At 26.5% G+C, this 16,294-nt stretch carries 18 protein-coding genes and 1 tRNA gene; 15 read left to right on the top strand and 4 right to left on the bottom strand.

Annotation, left to right across the window (positions count from 1 at the left end; genetic code table 11):
* Nucleotides 1–128: 128 nt before the first annotated feature.
* On the bottom strand, nucleotides 129–1,502 hold the full coding sequence (gene dnaB / locus EAO23_RS01840) for a replicative DNA helicase (protein WP_158349225.1): 1,374 nt from the start codon (nucleotides 1,500–1,502) through the stop codon (nucleotides 129–131).
* Between the two features lie 293 nt (nucleotides 1,503–1,795).
* Nucleotides 1,796–2,779, bottom strand: coding sequence for a tRNA dihydrouridine(20/20a) synthase DusA (dusA, locus tag EAO23_RS01835; protein ID WP_158349224.1), 984 nt, complete (start codon nucleotides 2,777–2,779; stop codon nucleotides 1,796–1,798).
* Between the two features lie 260 nt (nucleotides 2,780–3,039).
* Between dusA and ssb the strand changes: the two genes are divergently transcribed.
* Nucleotides 3,040–3,573 carry a single-stranded DNA-binding protein gene (gene ssb, locus EAO23_RS01830; protein WP_158349223.1) on the top strand — a complete coding sequence of 178 codons (534 nt, stop codon included), beginning with the start codon at nucleotides 3,040–3,042 and terminating at the stop codon, nucleotides 3,571–3,573.
* A gap of 59 nt (nucleotides 3,574–3,632) precedes the next feature.
* Here the strand turns inward: ssb and EAO23_RS01825 are convergent, their stop codons facing one another.
* The gene (locus EAO23_RS01825; protein WP_158349222.1) at nucleotides 3,633–4,430 is read right to left on the bottom strand and encodes an alpha/beta fold hydrolase; all 798 of its coding nucleotides are present in this window, start codon (nucleotides 4,428–4,430) and stop codon (nucleotides 3,633–3,635) included.
* 86 nt (nucleotides 4,431–4,516) lie between these two features.
* On the opposite strand from EAO23_RS01825, the gene EAO23_RS01820 reads away from it, so the two are divergent.
* Nucleotides 4,517–5,113, top strand: coding sequence for an NfuA family Fe-S biogenesis protein (locus tag EAO23_RS01820; RefSeq protein WP_269460652.1), 597 nt, complete (start codon nucleotides 4,517–4,519; stop codon nucleotides 5,111–5,113).
* 173 nt (nucleotides 5,114–5,286) lie between these two features.
* Here EAO23_RS01820 and EAO23_RS01815 read toward each other — a convergent pair.
* Nucleotides 5,287–5,373: transfer RNA gene (locus EAO23_RS01815), tRNA-Ser, on the bottom strand.
* A 190-nt stretch (nucleotides 5,374–5,563) separates the two neighbouring features.
* On the opposite strand from EAO23_RS01815, the gene aroK reads away from it, so the two are divergent.
* The 13 genes from aroK (at nucleotide 5,564) to rplC (ending at nucleotide 16,282) form a co-directional block, all read left to right on the top strand.
* A complete protein-coding gene (aroK, locus tag EAO23_RS01810; RefSeq protein ID WP_158349221.1) occupies nucleotides 5,564–6,106 on the top strand; it encodes a shikimate kinase AroK in 543 nt (180 codons plus the stop codon).
* A 46-nt stretch (nucleotides 6,107–6,152) separates the two neighbouring features.
* Complete coding sequence (gene aroB / locus EAO23_RS01805) at nucleotides 6,153–7,265, top strand: 3-dehydroquinate synthase (RefSeq protein WP_158349220.1); 1,113 nt, start codon at nucleotides 6,153–6,155, stop codon at nucleotides 7,263–7,265.
* A 92-nt stretch (nucleotides 7,266–7,357) separates the two neighbouring features.
* Nucleotides 7,358–8,020: a ribulose-phosphate 3-epimerase gene (rpe, locus tag EAO23_RS01800; RefSeq protein ID WP_158349219.1), complete on the top strand. Its 663-nt coding sequence runs from the start codon at nucleotides 7,358–7,360 to the stop codon at nucleotides 8,018–8,020.
* Nucleotides 8,021–8,099: 79 nt separating this feature from the next.
* Nucleotides 8,100–9,113, top strand: a complete 1,014-nt coding sequence (gene trpS, locus EAO23_RS01795; protein WP_158349218.1) for a tryptophan--tRNA ligase — start codon at nucleotides 8,100–8,102, stop codon at nucleotides 9,111–9,113.
* A gap of 452 nt (nucleotides 9,114–9,565) precedes the next feature.
* Nucleotides 9,566–9,952 carry a sulfurtransferase complex subunit TusD gene (tusD, locus tag EAO23_RS01790; RefSeq protein ID WP_158349217.1) on the top strand — a complete coding sequence of 129 codons (387 nt, stop codon included), beginning with the start codon at nucleotides 9,566–9,568 and terminating at the stop codon, nucleotides 9,950–9,952.
* 23 nt (nucleotides 9,953–9,975) lie between these two features.
* The gene (gene tusC, locus EAO23_RS01785; protein WP_158349216.1) at nucleotides 9,976–10,335 is read left to right on the top strand and encodes a sulfurtransferase complex subunit TusC; all 360 of its coding nucleotides are present in this window, start codon (nucleotides 9,976–9,978) and stop codon (nucleotides 10,333–10,335) included.
* 12 nt (nucleotides 10,336–10,347) lie between these two features.
* The gene (gene tusB / locus EAO23_RS01780; protein WP_158349215.1) at nucleotides 10,348–10,638 is read left to right on the top strand and encodes a sulfurtransferase complex subunit TusB; all 291 of its coding nucleotides are present in this window, start codon (nucleotides 10,348–10,350) and stop codon (nucleotides 10,636–10,638) included.
* Nucleotides 10,639–10,737: 99 nt separating this feature from the next.
* Nucleotides 10,738–11,112: a 30S ribosomal protein S12 gene (rpsL, locus tag EAO23_RS01775; protein ID WP_158349214.1), complete on the top strand. Its 375-nt coding sequence runs from the start codon at nucleotides 10,738–10,740 to the stop codon at nucleotides 11,110–11,112.
* Nucleotides 11,113–11,133: 21 nt separating this feature from the next.
* Entirely contained in the window at nucleotides 11,134–11,604 is a 471-nt protein-coding gene (gene rpsG / locus EAO23_RS01770) for a 30S ribosomal protein S7 (protein WP_158349213.1), read from the top strand.
* 83 nt (nucleotides 11,605–11,687) lie between these two features.
* Entirely contained in the window at nucleotides 11,688–13,793 is a 2,106-nt protein-coding gene (gene fusA, locus EAO23_RS01765) for an elongation factor G (RefSeq protein WP_158349212.1), read from the top strand.
* Nucleotides 13,794–13,866: 73 nt separating this feature from the next.
* Entirely contained in the window at nucleotides 13,867–15,051 is a 1,185-nt protein-coding gene (gene tuf, locus EAO23_RS01760; RefSeq protein WP_158349211.1) for an elongation factor Tu, read from the top strand.
* A gap of 234 nt (nucleotides 15,052–15,285) precedes the next feature.
* Entirely contained in the window at nucleotides 15,286–15,597 is a 312-nt protein-coding gene (rpsJ, locus tag EAO23_RS01755; protein ID WP_158349210.1) for a 30S ribosomal protein S10, read from the top strand.
* A 52-nt stretch (nucleotides 15,598–15,649) separates the two neighbouring features.
* On the top strand, nucleotides 15,650–16,282 hold the full coding sequence (rplC, locus tag EAO23_RS01750; RefSeq protein ID WP_158349209.1) for a 50S ribosomal protein L3: 633 nt from the start codon (nucleotides 15,650–15,652) through the stop codon (nucleotides 16,280–16,282).
* Nucleotides 16,283–16,294 lie beyond the last annotated feature (12 nt).

Here is a 16,294-nt window from a genome sequence, read left to right as displayed (position 1 = left end):
TATAAAATAATTGAATAATTTTTTTTGATTTTTTATCTGTTTATATTTAAGTGCATTAATATTGAAAAACTAGAAATAAGTATTTTAAAGTGTATCTATTGATATAGATTATTTTATTTATTATTATTTCAACAATGAAATTTTGGGTTAGCGTAGTTATCAAATCGTGACCATTTTCCATTAAATGTTAAATGAACCGTTCCTGTTGGGCCGTTTCTCTGTTTACCTATGATAATTTCTGCTATTCCCTTAAAATCACTGTTTTCATGATATAATTCATCTCGATAGATAAATAAGATTAAATCAGCATCTTGTTCCAAGGAACCAGATTCTCGTAGATCTGAATTTACTGGACGCTTATCTGATCTCTGTTCTAGAGATCTGTTTAATTGCGATAAGGCAATAATAGGGATATTGAGTTCTTTAGCTAATGCTTTTAAAGTTCTAGATATTTCAGCTATTTCTAAGGTTCGGTTTCCTGATAATGATGGAATCTTAATTAGTTGAAGATAATCAATCATAATTAAACTTAATCCATTGTTTTCTTTATATATTTTACGAGAACGTGAACGAACTTCACTAGGAGTAAGTCTAGACGAATCATCTATATATATATTTTTTTTTTTTAATAAAATATTCATAGTACTAGAAATTCTACTCCATTCTTCATTACTGAGTTGTCCAGTTCGTATTTTTGATTGATTAACTCGTGATAATGAGGCTAACATACGAATCATAATTTGTTCTCCAGGCATTTCTAGACTGAAAATTAAGATAGGTTTTTCATATAACATTGCTGTATTTTCACATAAATTCATTGCAAATGTTGTTTTCCCCATGGAGGGTCGAGCAGCTATAATAATTAAATCTGATTTTTGTAATCCTGATGTTTTTTTATTTAAATCATGATATCCTGTATTGAGTCCAGTTATTCCATTATTTGGTTTTTTTATAAGTCTTTCAATAGATTGAATAGTTTTATCTAAAATTTTTTCTATATTTTTTGGTCCATTTTGGTCCTGTGATCGTATTTCTGAAATTTTAAATATACTTGATTCTGCATAATCTAATAATTCAGGACTTTTTCGTCCTTGCGGGTAATATCCAGCATAAGCAATATTATGGGCAGTTAAGATTATTTCACGGATAATAGCGCGTTCTCGTATGATTTCAGCATAAGCTATAATATTAGTAATACTTGGTGTATTTTTTGATATCTTAGCTAGATAGGCAAATCTCCCTACATTATTTAATTCACCTTTTTGTTCTAATGATTCTGATAAAGTAATCAAGTCTATCGGAGACCCTTTTTCAATTAAATTTTTCATTTCATAAAAAATTAACTGATGTTGCCGACTATAAAAGTCTTCAGGTATAATATATTCAGAAATTGTATCCCATTGTTGATTATCTAACATTAACCCTCCTAAAACAGATTGCTCTGCTTCTAATGAATGTGGAGGTATTTTGAGATTATTTTTGGTTTTTTTTATTTCTATCATAAATTATTGATTCTCTTGCATAGATTTATAAATATATTTTTTATTATTCAATAAAACAATTTTTATTAAAAATATTAACTTCAATATGAGTAATATTATTACTAGATAATGATCTATAAGATATATTTTCACGATTTTCATATTTTTAGACAAAAATAGATGTATAAGATAAAAATTTTTTAATGGTATGATTTTTATTAAATCTTAAAATACATTTTTAATGATTTTAGTTTTTTATAATATTAATTGCTTTTTAAATTTAAAAATATTTTATTATATATGCTCTCTATAAATTATTTATGGTCATACTTTAGTGTTTTATATATTTTTGTAAAGAGGTAATTTATATCTGTTTTGTGTTTTATATAGTTTAAGATATATATTTTCCATTTTTTTGATTGAGGATGCTTATAAAAAATATTTAGTATATGCTTTATAATATGTATTATTGAAGTTCCATGTTTTACTTCCTGGGTTATATACACTGACATATTTTTTAGAAATTTTTTTAATAGAAAATCTTTTTTTTGTAAAAATATTTCTTTTTCTATGTGATTCAAAAAGAATGGATTTTTATATATTTCTCGTCCTATCATAACCCCGTCTACATATTTTAAATGGTGTTTAATTTCTTTAATAGACTTTATACCCCCATTTATAATAATAATTAAATTTGGGAAATCTTTTTTTATCTGATATACAAAATGATATTGTAGTGGTGGTATAGTTCGATTTTTTCTAGGGCTACTAAACTTTAGATTAGCGCTTCGAGCGTGTATAATGAATTTAATACAATATTTATTTTTTGATGTTATTTTAATAAATTTATAAAGAAAGTTATAATTGTTTTTCTCATTTGTTCCAATTCTGATTTTGAGACTAATGGGTATAGGTACGACTAAGTATATTGATTTTACTAATTGATATACTAGTATTGGTGTATGCATTAAACATACTCCAAAGTTACCTTTTTGTGCATTTTTGGACGGACATCCAATATTAAGATTAATTTCATTAAATCCGTTTTTATATGCTATTTTAGCACATCGGGATAAGTCTAATGGATTATTTCCAGCTAATTGTATTGCAATAGGATTACAGTTTTTTATTTGTTTTTTGTTAAAAGATTTTTTTTGGAATAAAATTTGTTTGGTCGTGATCATTTCAGTATACAATAAAGTTTTTTTTGTAAGTTGTCTATAAAAAAAAAGACAATGTATATCTGTGTATTTAAGCATTGGAGCAACTGAAAAGATGTGTAGATAATTATTTTTCATATTTTTATATAATAATATTTGATGTATTTTTGTAATATGATATGTTTGTATTAATTAATAATTTTTTTAAAATTATGATTTTTAATATAATTTTTGATACATATTCATTATATGAAGAGATTACTTTTTATAATAATAGACAACTTTATTATATAATGTTTTCTTGTAAACAAATAGAAATCATCTAATTATTTTTATTTTATAGTAGTATATTGAATAATATTATATATTGATATTAACAACGGCTGGGTTAAAAGTATATGGCAAGTAGAGGAATTAATAAGGTTATTTTAATAGGTTATTTAGGTCAGGATCCTGATATTAGATACATGCCTAATGGAGGAGCTGTAGTAAATATTACTATTGCTACTTCAGACACATGGAAAGATAAAAATACAGGCGAAAATAAAGAAAAAACTGAATGGCATCGAGTTGTCTTATTTGGTAAAATAGCTGAAATTGCGGGCCAATATTTAAAAAAGGGATCTCAAGTATATATTGAAGGATTTCTTCAAACTCGTAAATGGAAAGATCAAAATGGGTTAGATCGTTATACTACAGAAATAGTAGTTAGTGTTACAGGTTCGATGCAAATGCTAGGTTCTCGTAATACAAATAATTCAAATGTTTTATCAGAAAAAAAAGTTCAAAATATTTCTAATGAATCTATTTTATCAAATTCTATGCATGATGATGATTTGTCAAATAACTTATCTGATGGATATGATAATAAATCTCATTTAGTAGATACTGCATCCAAAATTGACTTTGATGATGAAGATATTCCTTTTTAGTTGAGAAAATATATTCATGAATTCAGAAATAGAATTTTTAATTTAACATTATTGTTGTATTAACTATTAGGAAATATTTTTTTTATAAATTTTTTTATCATGTAACATAATACATCGGGGTGTGACAGGAAAGGAGCGTGTCTAGCCCCGGGAATAATAAAAAAATTATTTTTTTTCCATAATTTTTCTATTGCTTTACATGTGTCAAAGGATACTAGATTATCAAATTCTCCGTATATCCTTAATGTAGGAATATTTTTTTTTAACTTTTTTTTTCTTTGATCTATTTGTATTAACCATTTATATCCTATTTCAATAGCTTTTTTATTTGGATTAGGATATTTTTTTGCAATAGAATAATTTTTTTGAGAATAAAAATGTTTTTTTTTCTTATCAATTATTGCATGTAGTTTTATAAATTCTATTATAAATTTCTTATAATTAGATAACATATTTTTTTTTATTTCTTTTAATATTTTGATAGTTACCCCTGGCCAATTTTTTTTTTTAATAAAACAAGGAGATGAAGTAATGTATATAACAGCAATTGTATGTTCTGGATATTTAAAACTAAGATAGTGTGCAAATAAACCTCCTATAGACCATCCTAACCAAATTACTTTATATTTTATGTTTTTTAATAAAAAAAGAGATAATTTCTTAAAATTCATTATAGGACAGTTAATGCTTTTTCCAAATCCTGGTAAATCAATCAAATGTAAGGTAAAATGCTCTTTTAAGAGAGGAACAATTTTTCTCCAAATTTCGCAAGATAATCCCCATCCATGAAGTAGTATAATGTGAATTTCTCCTTTACCAATAGTAGACCAGTATATTTTTTTTTTTGTTTTTTTCATATGATATTTTTATATGTAAAAGTGTATTTTTTTAGTAGTAAAAAATTGTATTTTTTTGATTTATATTTTATAGACCATAACATATTATGAAGAAAAATTTTATGATTAAAATTTCTAGTGCAGCAGAAAAATATATTATTCAGTTGTTATCTAAACAAAAATTAAGAACTAATATTAGAATTTTTGTTAATTCACCGGGAACAATGTACGCTGAGTGTGGTATGTCATATTGTGATAGTTCAGATTTTAATGATTTTGATGATGAAAAAATCTCTTTTGATAAATTTGATATGTATGTTTGTAAATCTATGATTCCTTTTTTAAAGGATGTAGAAATAAATCTTATTCAGAATCATTTAGGGACACAGATTACTTTAAAAGCACCTTATGCAAAATTATTATCAAAATCGAAGAAATTTCTTAAATTAGAACCGGAAGTGAGAAATTTTTTGTTGACTATAATTAATCCAAATCTTTCTTTGCATGGTGGTTCAGTAGATTTATTAGGTATTGATAATTCTGGGATAGCTATTTTGAAATTTTCAGGAGGTTGTAATGGATGTTCGATGATAGATTTTACATTAAAAACATCAATAGAAAAAAAATTAATTAAAAATTTTCCTGAAATTATAGGTGTACGTGATATTACAGAGCATACAGCAGGTAAACATTCTTATTATTAATAAGATTTTATTAAAACAATCATTTAAAATATTTAATAAACATATAAATAATTGTATAAATTGATAAAGTTATTTTTGTAAAAATTTTTTTGAAATATTTGATGTTTACTAAGTAAAGTATTTATTAGTACATTACTAATTATAATGTATTTTTTGTTTTTTGAATTTTTTAATGGTGAGAAAGGGATTCGAACCCTTGATACCTCTTACAATATACATGCTTTCCAAGCATGCTCCTTCAACCACTCGGACATCTCACCATGTTTATTAGAAGTAATATATTATATTATAATTTTCTTTTATTATTTTTAATATATAAAAAAATATTTTAAAAATCAAGTTTTTTATTATATTATTAAATGTATTTTAATGAACCTAGTATTATTTTTGATATTTTTTAAGTATTTTTTTTGAATTAATAGAAATTATTTCTATTTTTGGAGGTTAGAGATGTATAGACATAAAAAAAAAAATATTTTTTTAATCGGACCAATGGGATCTGGAAAAAGTACTATCGGTCTCTGTCTTGCGAAATCTTTGAAGTATTTATTTTATGATTCTGATGTAGAAATTTCAAAAAAAACTGGTATGTCTATAGAAAATTTATTTAATCTTGAAGGTGAGTATAATTTTCGTTTGCATGAAGAACAGATGATTAAAAAATTAACAAAAAAAAAAAATATAGTACTGGCAACTGGAGGGGGGTCGATAATTTCAGAAAAATCAAGAAATTGTTTAATTTCCAGAGGTATTATAATATACTTACGAATTACTATTGACGAACAATTAATAAGAACTAGTTTAAATACTACTAGACCTTTATTATCTAATAATATTAGTAATAATAAAAAAATATTAATGAATTTGTCAAAAATACGCGATCCACTATACCATAAGATTGCAGATTTTTCTATAGATACTCATAACAAAAAAATTGATGTAATTCAAATGGATATTTTGCATAATATTAGTAAATTTTGTCATTCTAATTGATTTTTTCTTTTAAATAAATTTTTAATCAAATATGAGTCTTTTTAAGATGATAGATCAAATACGTGTTAATTTATATAGAAATAGTTATACAATATATATTGGTAAAAAATTATTAGACCAAAAATCTTTATTTACTTTAGTTTTTAAAAAAAAAAATAATCTTATTATTACTAATTCAACAATTAAAGATATTATTTTTAAAAAAAAAAATGATAGTCTTTTTAAAATTATAACAAAGATTCCGTATTATATTATTCCAGACGGAGAATCTTATAAGAATTTATGTGAAGTTGAGAAAGTAATATCTTTTTTATTAAAACGATCATATGGAAGAGATTTAAATTTGATTGCTCTTGGAGGAGGGGTAATTGGTGATATTACTGGATTTATTGCTTCAATATATCAACGAGGAGTTAGTTTTTTTCAGATTCCAACAACTTTATTATCTCAAGTAGATGCATCTATTGGGGGGAAAACAGGAGTTAATCATATATTAGGAAAGAATATGATAGGATCTTTCTGGCAACCTAATGGTGTTTTAATCGATTTAGATTTTTTGTCTACATTACCTAAATCACATATTATTTCAGGAATGGCTGAAGTCATAAAATACGCTATTATTTTTGACTATAAATTTTTTTGTTGGTTAGAAAAAAATATATTACAAGTATTAAATTTACAGGAAAAAGAATTATTATATTGTATTAAAAAATGTTGTAAATTAAAATCTATGGTAATTGAGAAGGATGAAAAAGAAACAAGTTTGCGAATGTTTTTAAATTTAGGACATAGTTTTGCTCATGCTATTGAGACTTATTCCGGTTATGGGAGTTGGTTACATGGAAGTGCGGTTTCAGTAGGTATTGTAATGGCTGCTCAGTTATCTTTTTATTTAAATATTTTATCAAAAAGTGAATTATTACGTATAATAAAAATATTTGATAGTAGCGGATTGCCTATTTTTGGACCTAAAAATATGCTTCCAGATGATTATTTGGAGTTAATGCTTCGAGATAAAAAAGTATTGAATAAAGTTATTCGTTTAATCTTGCCTATTTCTATAGGACAAGTAAAAGTATTCCCATCTATAGATAAAGATTTTCTATTTAATTTTATTAAAATTTATCAAAAAAAAATATATTTTTTTGGACTAAGGTGATTTTAATAGATTTCATTATAAGAATTTTTAGTAAAATAGTTTATTATATTTAATTTTCAAAGATTGAAATAGATATTTTTTTGAGGGAATTCATGAAAAAATTTTTGATTGTTCCATCTCTTTTATCGGCTAATTTTTGTTATTTAGGAAAAGAGATAAAAAAAGTCATACATGCGGGTTGTAATTTGATTCACTTTGATTTAATGGATTATCATTATGTTCCTAACCTTACTTTTGGCCCAATGATTCTACAATCAATAAAAAATAATGGTATTCATGTTCAATTTGATGTACATTTAATGGCTTCACCTGTAGATTCGTTGATTTTATTATTTTCTGATTTAAATGTTAAGTTTATTACTATTCATCCTGAAACAACTAAGCATTTAGATAGATCAATACAATTAATTAAACAAATCGGCTGTAAAGTAGGCATAGCTCTAAATCCAGCTACTTCTTTAAGTTATCTTGAATATATTATAGATGAAATAGATCTGGTTTTAGTAATGGCTGTTAATCCAGGTTTTGGCGGTCAAGTTTTTTTAAAATATATAATAAAAAAAATTCGAAAGGTACGTTCCTTAATAGATAGAAGAAAAAATGATATACTACTATCAGTAGATGGCGGAATTAATTTTTCTAATGTTGTACAAATTTTACGTTCTGGTGCTGATATTTTAGTTATTGGTTCAGCTATTTTTCATTCAAGTAATTATTTGAAGACGATACAGCGTTTTAAAAATTCTTTTCTTTAATAATTAGATATAATATTTGCGATTAATATATATTCATATAATTTATGAAATTAGAATATTATTTTTAAGGATTTTTTATATGTTAGATATTAATAAAAAAGACATTATGTTTACAGGTATTCAACCTACTGGAAATTTAACTTTAGGTAATTATTGTGGAACTATGTCTAGTTGGAAGAAAATGCAAGAACAATATCTTTGTTTTTTTTGTATTGCTGATTTGCATGCATTAACTGATACTGCAAAAAAAAATAAAAAAAATATTTCATATAATAATATATTAGATATGGTAGCATTATATTTATCTTGCGGGGTTAATCCTCAAAATAGTGTTGTGTTTTTGCAGTCTCAAGTTCATACTCATAGCCAATTGTATTGGATTTTAAGTAATTTTAGTTATTTTGGTGAGCTTTCTAGGATGACGCAATTTAAAAAAAGAGTTTTTTTTAATGCTAATAAAGTTAGTTTGTCTTTATTTAGTTATCCAGTTTTAATGGCTGCTGATATTTTATTGTATAAAGCTAATTATGTTTCTTCGGGTTTAGATCAAAAGCAACATTTAGAGTTAGTTCAAAAAATTGCTCGTCGGTTTAATTTTATATATGGAAATATCTTTATTGTACCAAATATTTTGATTAAACGAGTAGGATATAAAATTATGGCATTAAGAGAGCCGCAAAGAAAAATGTCTAAATCTGATTTAGATCAGAATAATGTAATTTTTTTACTAGATGATTTAGATATCATACGTGATAAAATTAGTAAAGCTATAACTGATTCCGATAATCCTGCTCAAATTATATATAATATGAATAAAAAACCAGGAATTTCTAATTTATTATCAATTCTTTCTTCTATTACAGAAAAAAATATTTCTCAATTAGAAAAAGAATTTGAAGATTATTCATACTCTCTTTTTAAGAGAAATATATCTGATTGCGTATGTGATGTTATATCAGAAATACAGAGATCATATTTTAGATTTAGAAAAGATCAAGATTATTTAATTGATGTTTTAAATTTTGGAAAAGATATAGCTATAAGTTGTAGTGAAAAGAATTTTGATGTTATCTGTAAGGCATTAGGTAAATGATACTTTGAAATATTAAATATTTTTGGTATATATTTATATATTATATAAATATATTTTATATGCTATTTACATAGATTTTTATCTAAATAAATATTAAATAAAAAAATCAAATTAAAAATAATTTTTATTTTTAAGAAATTAATATTAATAAAATAATAGTTTAAAATAATAAATTTTATTTATATGTAGTATAGTACTACTATTTATTAAAAATAAGTTTGTAGTATAAACTATGTATATAATATTATAATAGATTTTGCAATAAAAATTTAGTTTTATTGAATAGTCAAATAGATAATATTTATCAATTTTTAATATTTTAAATTATTTTATCTAAATAATTCTTAATTATATTATAGTTTAATATTTTTTTTGAGTAATTTCATTAATTTAATAGATATATTATTTTTATTTAAATGATATTTAAAATAGGTATGGTGGTAGGGTTATATATGAAATATTTAATTTTTGTAACAGGACCCCCGTATGGATCTCAAAATGCTATATCAGCTCTTCTATTTGTTAAGTCTGTTTTTTTAATGAATCATTCTGTGAAAAAAATTTTTTTTTATTCATCAGGTGTATATAATGCTAGTAGCATGTTATCCCCCCCAGAAAGTGAATGGAATATTTTATTAGAATGGGGAAAATTAAAAAAAAAATATGATTTACAATTGTGCGTTTGTCCTAGCTCTTCTTACAGAAGGGGAATAGTATCTGATAAGATAGCTATACAATTTGGTTATTTCAAAGGATGTTTTTCCTCATATTTTCAGTGGATGAGTTTATCTGAATTAGCATATTCAATAAATAATTATGATCGTATTATACAATTTTAACTTAATTTTTTAAATTTAATTTTATGAAATCAACTGCTTTTATTTTTTCAAGCTCCCCACATGGGAGTAGTATAGGTAGAGAAGGATTAGATGTTGCTTTATCGTTTTCGCTAGTTACAAAAAAAATTTCATTTTTTTTTATTGATGATGGTGTTTTACAATTAATGTTATATCAAAATCCTAATTTAATTCATTCACATCATCATTCCTTGAGTTTTAAAATTTTTTTATTATATGAAATTAAAGGTTTTTTTTTTTGTCAACGATCAGCTTATCAGCGTGGATTAAAGGAGGATGATAATTTTATTGTACCGGTAAAATTTTTAAATTCTCACTGTTTTTTAGAACAAATAAAGAAATATAATTTTATTTTGAAATGGTAAAATATTAAAGTTATGCTACATATCTTATTGAATTCACCGTATAAAATATCTCAATTGTCTTTATTTTCTTTAAGTTCTATTTTTGATGATTTAATTTGTATTCAAGATGGAGTTATATTAAGTATAGCAAATGATTTATTTTTTAAAAATATATATAAAAATTTTAATTTAGTTTATTTTTTAAAACATGACTTAATAGCTAGAGGTTTATTAACTCGTGCTTTAGAAAATAATTTGTTAGTTATCAGTTATCAATGTTTTGTTTTTTTAACGCTTGGTCATAATAAAAGTATAACATGGTGATTTTAAAGATTAATAGATATTAAATATTCGTATTAAATTATTTTTTTTCTGTAATATTTTTTTGATATTATTAACGTTAATGTAGTATTTGGAGTTTATATGTCGACAATTAATCAACTAGTACGTTTTTCTAGAAAACGAAAAATAGTTAAAAGCAATGTTCCTGCTTTATCTATGTGCCCTCAAAAAAGAGGTGTCTGTACTCGAGTGTATACCACTACGCCTAAAAAACCTAACTCTGCGTTAAGAAAAGTATGTAGAGTTCGACTTACTAATGGTTATGAAGTTACAGCTTATATTGGAGGAGAGGGTCATAATTTACAAGAACATTCTGTTATTTTGATTCGAGGAGGACGAGTTAAGGATTTACCGGGTGTTAGATATCATGTTGTTCGTGGTTCATTAGATTGTTCGGGAGTTAAAGATAGAAAAAATGGTCGATCAAAATATGGTGTTAAAAAAATAAAAGTATAAATATTCTAAAGGAATTTAATTATGCCTCGTCGTCGTATAGTAGGACAGCGTAAAATTTTGCCAGATCCAAAGTTTTCTTCAGAGTTACTAGCAAAATTTATTAATATATTAATGGTAGATGGAAAAAAATCTATTGCAGAAAATATTGTTTATTCAGCATTATCATCTTTATCTGAAAAAATACGAAAAAATGAATTAGATATTTTTTCTTTGGCATTAGATAATGTTAAACCTGCAGTAGAAGTAAAATCACGAAGAGTAGGGGGTTCTACATATCAAGTCCCTGTAGAAGTTCGTCCAATAAGACGGAATGCTTTAGCAATGAGATGGATAGTAGAAGCTGCTCGTAATCGAACTGATAAATCAATGTCTATTCGTTTAACTAATGAACTATTAGATGCAATGGATAACAAAGGTGCTGCTGTACGTAAACGTGAAGAAGTACATAAAATGGCTGATGCAAATAAAGCATTTGCGCATTATCGTTGGTAGTATTTAAGATAAAATTAGCTCTCATTGTTTTTTTTAAAAATATATTTAATTTTTATTAAAAAGATGTTAATAAGAGGACAGTTATGGTACGTATAACTCCGGTTACTCAATATCGAAATATTGGTATTAGTGCACATATTGATGCAGGTAAAACCACTACAACAGAACGTATTTTATTTTATACTGGTGTTAATCATAAAATTGGAGAAGTTCATGATGGCGCTGCTACTATGGACTGGATGGTTCAAGAACAAGAGAGAGGTATTACAATTACTTCTGCAGCTACTACAACCTTTTGGTCTGGAATGGCTCAACAATTTTTACCGCATAGAATTAATATTATTGATACCCCAGGTCATGTTGATTTTACAATAGAAGTTGAACGATCTATGCGGATACTCGATGGGGTTGTTATGGTTTATTGTGCTGTAGGTGGAGTACAGCCGCAGTCTGAAACTGTTTGGAGACAAGCAAATAAGTATAAAGTTCCTCGAATTGCTTTTATTAATAAAATGGATCGCATGGGGGCTGATTTTTTAAAAGTTGTTAATCAGATTCATACACGTTTACATACGATTGCTGTTCCTATTCAGTTATCAATTGGTTCTGAAGAAAATTTTAAGGGAGTTATTGATTTAATAAAAATGAAAGCTATTCAATGGTCTGAAAATGATCAAGGAGTTACATTTCAATATTATGATATTCCTCAGGAGTTATTATCTATTTCAAAAAAGTGGCATATGTATTTAATTGAAACTGCCGCTGAAGCGAATGATGAATTAATGGAGAAATATTTAAAAAATGAAATTCTTGAGGAAAAAGCAATTAAAGAAGGATTAAGAGTAAGAGTTTTAAACAATGAAGTAACTTTAGTAACTTGTGGATCTGCTTTTAAAAATAAAGGAGTTCAAGCTCTATTAGATGCTATTATTGAATATTTACCTTCTCCTAAAGATATTAGTGAAAAAAAAAAACTTATGAAAGAAAAACTTCCTGTTTCTTTATGTAAACCATTTAATGATCAAGAATCTTTTTCTGCTCTTGCATTTAAAATCGCATCAGATTCTTTTGTAGGAAATTTAACTTTTTTTCGCGTTTATTCTGGAGTTGTTCGTTCAGGTGATATAGTTTTAAATTCAACAAAATCTCATACAGAACGATTTGGCCGAATTGTACAAATGCACGCCAATAAACGTGAAGAAATTAAAGAAGTACGTTCTGGAGATATTGCTGCGGCTATTGGTTTAAAAAATGTAACTACGGGGGATACGTTATGTGATATAAATAATCCTATTATTTTAGAGAAAATGGATTTCCCTGAACCGGTCATCTCTATTGCTGTAGAGCCAAAAACTAAAGCGGATCAAGAAAAAATGGGATTAGCTTTAAATCGATTAGCAAAGGAAGATCCATCTTTTCGAGTATGGACTGATCATGAGTCCAATCAAACTATTATTGCAGGAATGGGGGAATTACATTTAGAGATTATTATTGATCGCATGAAACGTGAATTTAAAGTAGATGCAAATATAGGAAAGCCTCAAGTTTCATATCGTGAAACTATTTTAAATAAAGCTTTAAATATTGAAGGAAAGCATATTAAACAATCAGGGGGGAGAGGTCAATATGGACATGTTGTTATAGATATTTTTCCCTTAGAGAGAAGTGATATAGGTTATTCATTTGTAAATGATATTAAAGGTGGAGTAATTCCTGGAGAATATATTTCTGCTATTAATAAAGGTATTCAAGAACAATTAAAATCTGGTCCTTTAGCCGGATACCCTGTAGTAGATATTGGTGTGCGTTTACATGATGGTTCTTATCATGATGTTGATTCTTCGGAATTAGCTTTTAAGTTAGCTGCTTCTTATGCATTTAAAGCTGCGTTTAAACAAGCTAAACCAGTTTTATTAGAACCGATTATGAAAGTAGAAATAGAAACTCCTGAAGAATATATGGGTGATGTAATTGGTGATATTAATCGACGTCGAGGTATTATTGACGGAATGATTGATGATATGCTGGGCGGAAAGAATATAAAAGCTCATGTTCCGTTATCTGAAATGTTTGGGTATGCTACAGATTTACGTTCTCAAACACAAGGTAGAGCATCTTATTCCATGGAATTTATGAAGTATACTGAAGCACCAGGTATAATTTGTGATACTATTATCTCTAATCGATAATTTAAATTTATTAAAAATATAATATTTTTTATAATACAGTTTATATCAAACAATAAAAATAAAGGAATTTTTTATGTCAAAAGAAAAATTTAATAGATCCAAGCCACATATTAATGTTGGTACTATTGGTCATGTAGATCACGGTAAAACTACCCTGACAGCAGCAATAACTACCGTTTTATCAAAACGTTTTGGGGGAACTGCTTGTGCATTTGAGCAAATTGATAATGCTCCAGAAGAAAAAGCTCGAGGTATTACTATTAATACCTCTCATGTGGAATATGATACAACATTGCGTCATTATGCGCACGTTGATTGCCCCGGACATGCTGATTATATAAAAAATATGATTACTGGAGCTGCTCAAATGGATGGAGCAATTTTAGTAGTTGCTGCTACTGATGGACCGATGCCTCAAACTAGAGAACATATCCTTTTAGGGAGACAGGTTGGTGTTCCTAATATTGTCGTTTTTTTAAATAAATGTGATATGGTGGATGATGATGAATTGTTAGAATTAGTGGAAATGGAAGTTCGTGATTTATTAACTCAGTATGATTTCCCTGGTGATGATATTCCAATTGTGAGAGGATCTGCTTTAAAAGCATTAGAAGGAGAAAAAATTTGGGAAGATAAAATTATTGAATTATCTAATTATTTAGATAATTATATTCCAATTCCTGTAAGAGCAATTGATGAACCGTTTTTATTGCCCATTGAAGATGTTTTTTCTATTTCTGGTAGAGGGACAGTAGTAACAGGTCGTATTGAACGTGGTGTATTAAAAGTTGGAGAAGAGGTAGAGATAGTTGGTATTAAAAATACTACTAAAACTATTTGTACTGGCGTTGAGATGTTTCGAAAATTATTAGATGAAGGTAGAGCTGGAGAAAATGTTGGAATTTTATTAAGAGGTACAAAACGCGATGATATTGAGAGGGGGCAGGTTCTTGCAAAACCTGGAACTATTCATCCTCATTTAAAGTTTGAATCAGAAGTTTATGTTTTATCTAAGGAGGAAGGAGGTCGACATACTCCATTTTTTAAAGGTTATCGTCCTCAATTTTATTTTCGAACTACTGATGTAACCGGATCTATTGAATTACCTGAAAATATTGAAATGGTAATGCCTGGTGATAACATAAAAATGGTTGTTACATTAATTCATCCTATAGCTATGGCTGAAGGTTTACGATTTGCAATTCGAGAAGGAGGTCGTACTGTAGGAGCCGGAGTAGTTACAAAAGTGATTGCATAATGATAATATAAATTTTATTATACATCAATATTTTGACATTTTGTCAAGAATAGAGTAATTATTCTCTTTTCTTGGCATATTTTTTTATAGTACATTTTTAATAATCACTAATTGTTAATTATTTTATTAATATAATTTTAATTCATTATTTTTCATGGTTAAATAAGATTTAATTTTATTTTATCTATTAAAATTAATAGGAGTGCATCTTTTTTAATAAGGAGTTCTGTATTTATGCAGAATCAAAGAATTCGTATTCGTTTAAAAGCGTTTGATTATCGGTTAATTGATCAATCTACAGCAGAAATTGTAAATACAGCTAAACGTACCGGGGCTAAGGTTTTAGGTCCAATTCCTTTACCTACTCGTAAAGAAAGATTCACTATTCTAGTTTCACCGCATGTAAATAAAGATGCTCGTGATCAATATGAAATTAGAACTCATAAGCGTTTAATCGATATTGTGCAACCGACTGAAAAAACTGTTGATGCGTTAATGCGATTAGATCTTGCAGCCGGGGTTGATGTACAAATTAGTTTGGGGTAAATTAGGTATATAATATTGAGCTAGTTGTTAACTTATAAAGGTAAAATATTTCATGATAGGTTTAGTTGGTAAGAAATTAGGAATGACAAGTATTTTTTCCGATAATAGTATATCTATTCCAGTTACTGTTATTCAGGTTGAAGATAATACGATTGTACAAGTTAAATCATTGGCAATTGATCGATATAATGCTATTCAAGTAACTACTGGAATTAAAAAAAAAAATAGAGCACTGAGATCAGAAAAAGGTCATTTTTTGAAATCTAATACTCCAGTTGGAAGAGGTTTATGGGAATTTAAATATGAAAATTTATCTCAATTTAAAGTGGGTCAAAAAATAACTATAAAATTATTTCGAAATATTAAAAAGGTAGATATAACCGGGATTTCTAAGGGAAAAGGATTTTCAGGTACAGTTAAGCGCTGGAATTTCAGTATGCAAGATGCTACGCATGGAAATTCTTTATCTCATCGTGCTCCTGGTTCTATAGGGCAAAATCAAACTCCAGGTCATGTTTTTAAAGGAAAAAAAATGTCGGGTCACTTGGGTTTTGTTCGTGTTACTGTGCAAAACTTGAGTATTATTAAAGTAGATGAGATAAAAAAGATTGTTTTAATTAAGGGGTCTGTTCCTGGTTGTATAGGTAATTATATATTATTAAAACCTGCTGTTAAATTAAAATAAAGGTAGAAATAA

Origin of the sequence: Buchnera aphidicola (Cinara strobi) (assembly GCF_900560745.1) — a bacterium.
GTDB classification, from domain to species: Bacteria; Pseudomonadota; Gammaproteobacteria; order Enterobacterales; family Enterobacteriaceae; genus Buchnera_F; species Buchnera_F aphidicola_AJ.
This window is presented reverse-complemented; position numbering and strand designations above follow the sequence as displayed.

What these genes read in the sequence shown, in the direction of transcription:
- fusA (WP_158349212.1), top strand. Translation starts at nt 11,688, where the DNA reads ATGGTACGTATAACTCCGGTTACTCAATATCGAAATATTGGTATTAGT.
- tuf (WP_158349211.1), top strand. Translation starts at nt 13,867, where the DNA reads ATGTCAAAAGAAAAATTTAATAGATCCAAGCCACATATTAATGTTGGT.
- dusA (WP_158349224.1), bottom strand. Translation starts at nt 2,779, where the DNA reads ATGAAAAATAATTATCTACACATCTTTTCAGTTGCTCCAATGCTTAAA.
- tusD (WP_158349217.1), top strand. Translation starts at nt 9,566, where the DNA reads ATGAAATATTTAATTTTTGTAACAGGACCCCCGTATGGATCTCAAAAT.
- EAO23_RS01820 (WP_269460652.1), top strand. Translation starts at nt 4,517, where the DNA reads ATGAAGAAAAATTTTATGATTAAAATTTCTAGTGCAGCAGAAAAATAT.
- tusB (WP_158349215.1), top strand. Translation starts at nt 10,348, where the DNA reads ATGCTACATATCTTATTGAATTCACCGTATAAAATATCTCAATTGTCT.
- rpsJ (WP_158349210.1), top strand. Translation starts at nt 15,286, where the DNA reads ATGCAGAATCAAAGAATTCGTATTCGTTTAAAAGCGTTTGATTATCGG.
- trpS (WP_158349218.1), top strand. Translation starts at nt 8,100, where the DNA reads ATGTTAGATATTAATAAAAAAGACATTATGTTTACAGGTATTCAACCT.
- rpe (WP_158349219.1), top strand. Translation starts at nt 7,358, where the DNA reads ATGAAAAAATTTTTGATTGTTCCATCTCTTTTATCGGCTAATTTTTGT.
- ssb (WP_158349223.1), top strand. Translation starts at nt 3,040, where the DNA reads ATGGCAAGTAGAGGAATTAATAAGGTTATTTTAATAGGTTATTTAGGT.
- rpsG (WP_158349213.1), top strand. Translation starts at nt 11,134, where the DNA reads ATGCCTCGTCGTCGTATAGTAGGACAGCGTAAAATTTTGCCAGATCCA.
- rpsL (WP_158349214.1), top strand. Translation starts at nt 10,738, where the DNA reads ATGTCGACAATTAATCAACTAGTACGTTTTTCTAGAAAACGAAAAATA.
- aroK (WP_158349221.1), top strand. Translation starts at nt 5,564, where the DNA reads ATGTATAGACATAAAAAAAAAAATATTTTTTTAATCGGACCAATGGGA.
- dnaB (WP_158349225.1), bottom strand. Translation starts at nt 1,502, where the DNA reads ATGATAGAAATAAAAAAAACCAAAAATAATCTCAAAATACCTCCACAT.
- EAO23_RS01825 (WP_158349222.1), bottom strand. Translation starts at nt 4,430, where the DNA reads ATGAAAAAAACAAAAAAAAAAATATACTGGTCTACTATTGGTAAAGGA.
- tusC (WP_158349216.1), top strand. Translation starts at nt 9,976, where the DNA reads ATGAAATCAACTGCTTTTATTTTTTCAAGCTCCCCACATGGGAGTAGT.
- aroB (WP_158349220.1), top strand. Translation starts at nt 6,153, where the DNA reads ATGATAGATCAAATACGTGTTAATTTATATAGAAATAGTTATACAATA.
- rplC (WP_158349209.1), top strand. Translation starts at nt 15,650, where the DNA reads ATGATAGGTTTAGTTGGTAAGAAATTAGGAATGACAAGTATTTTTTCC.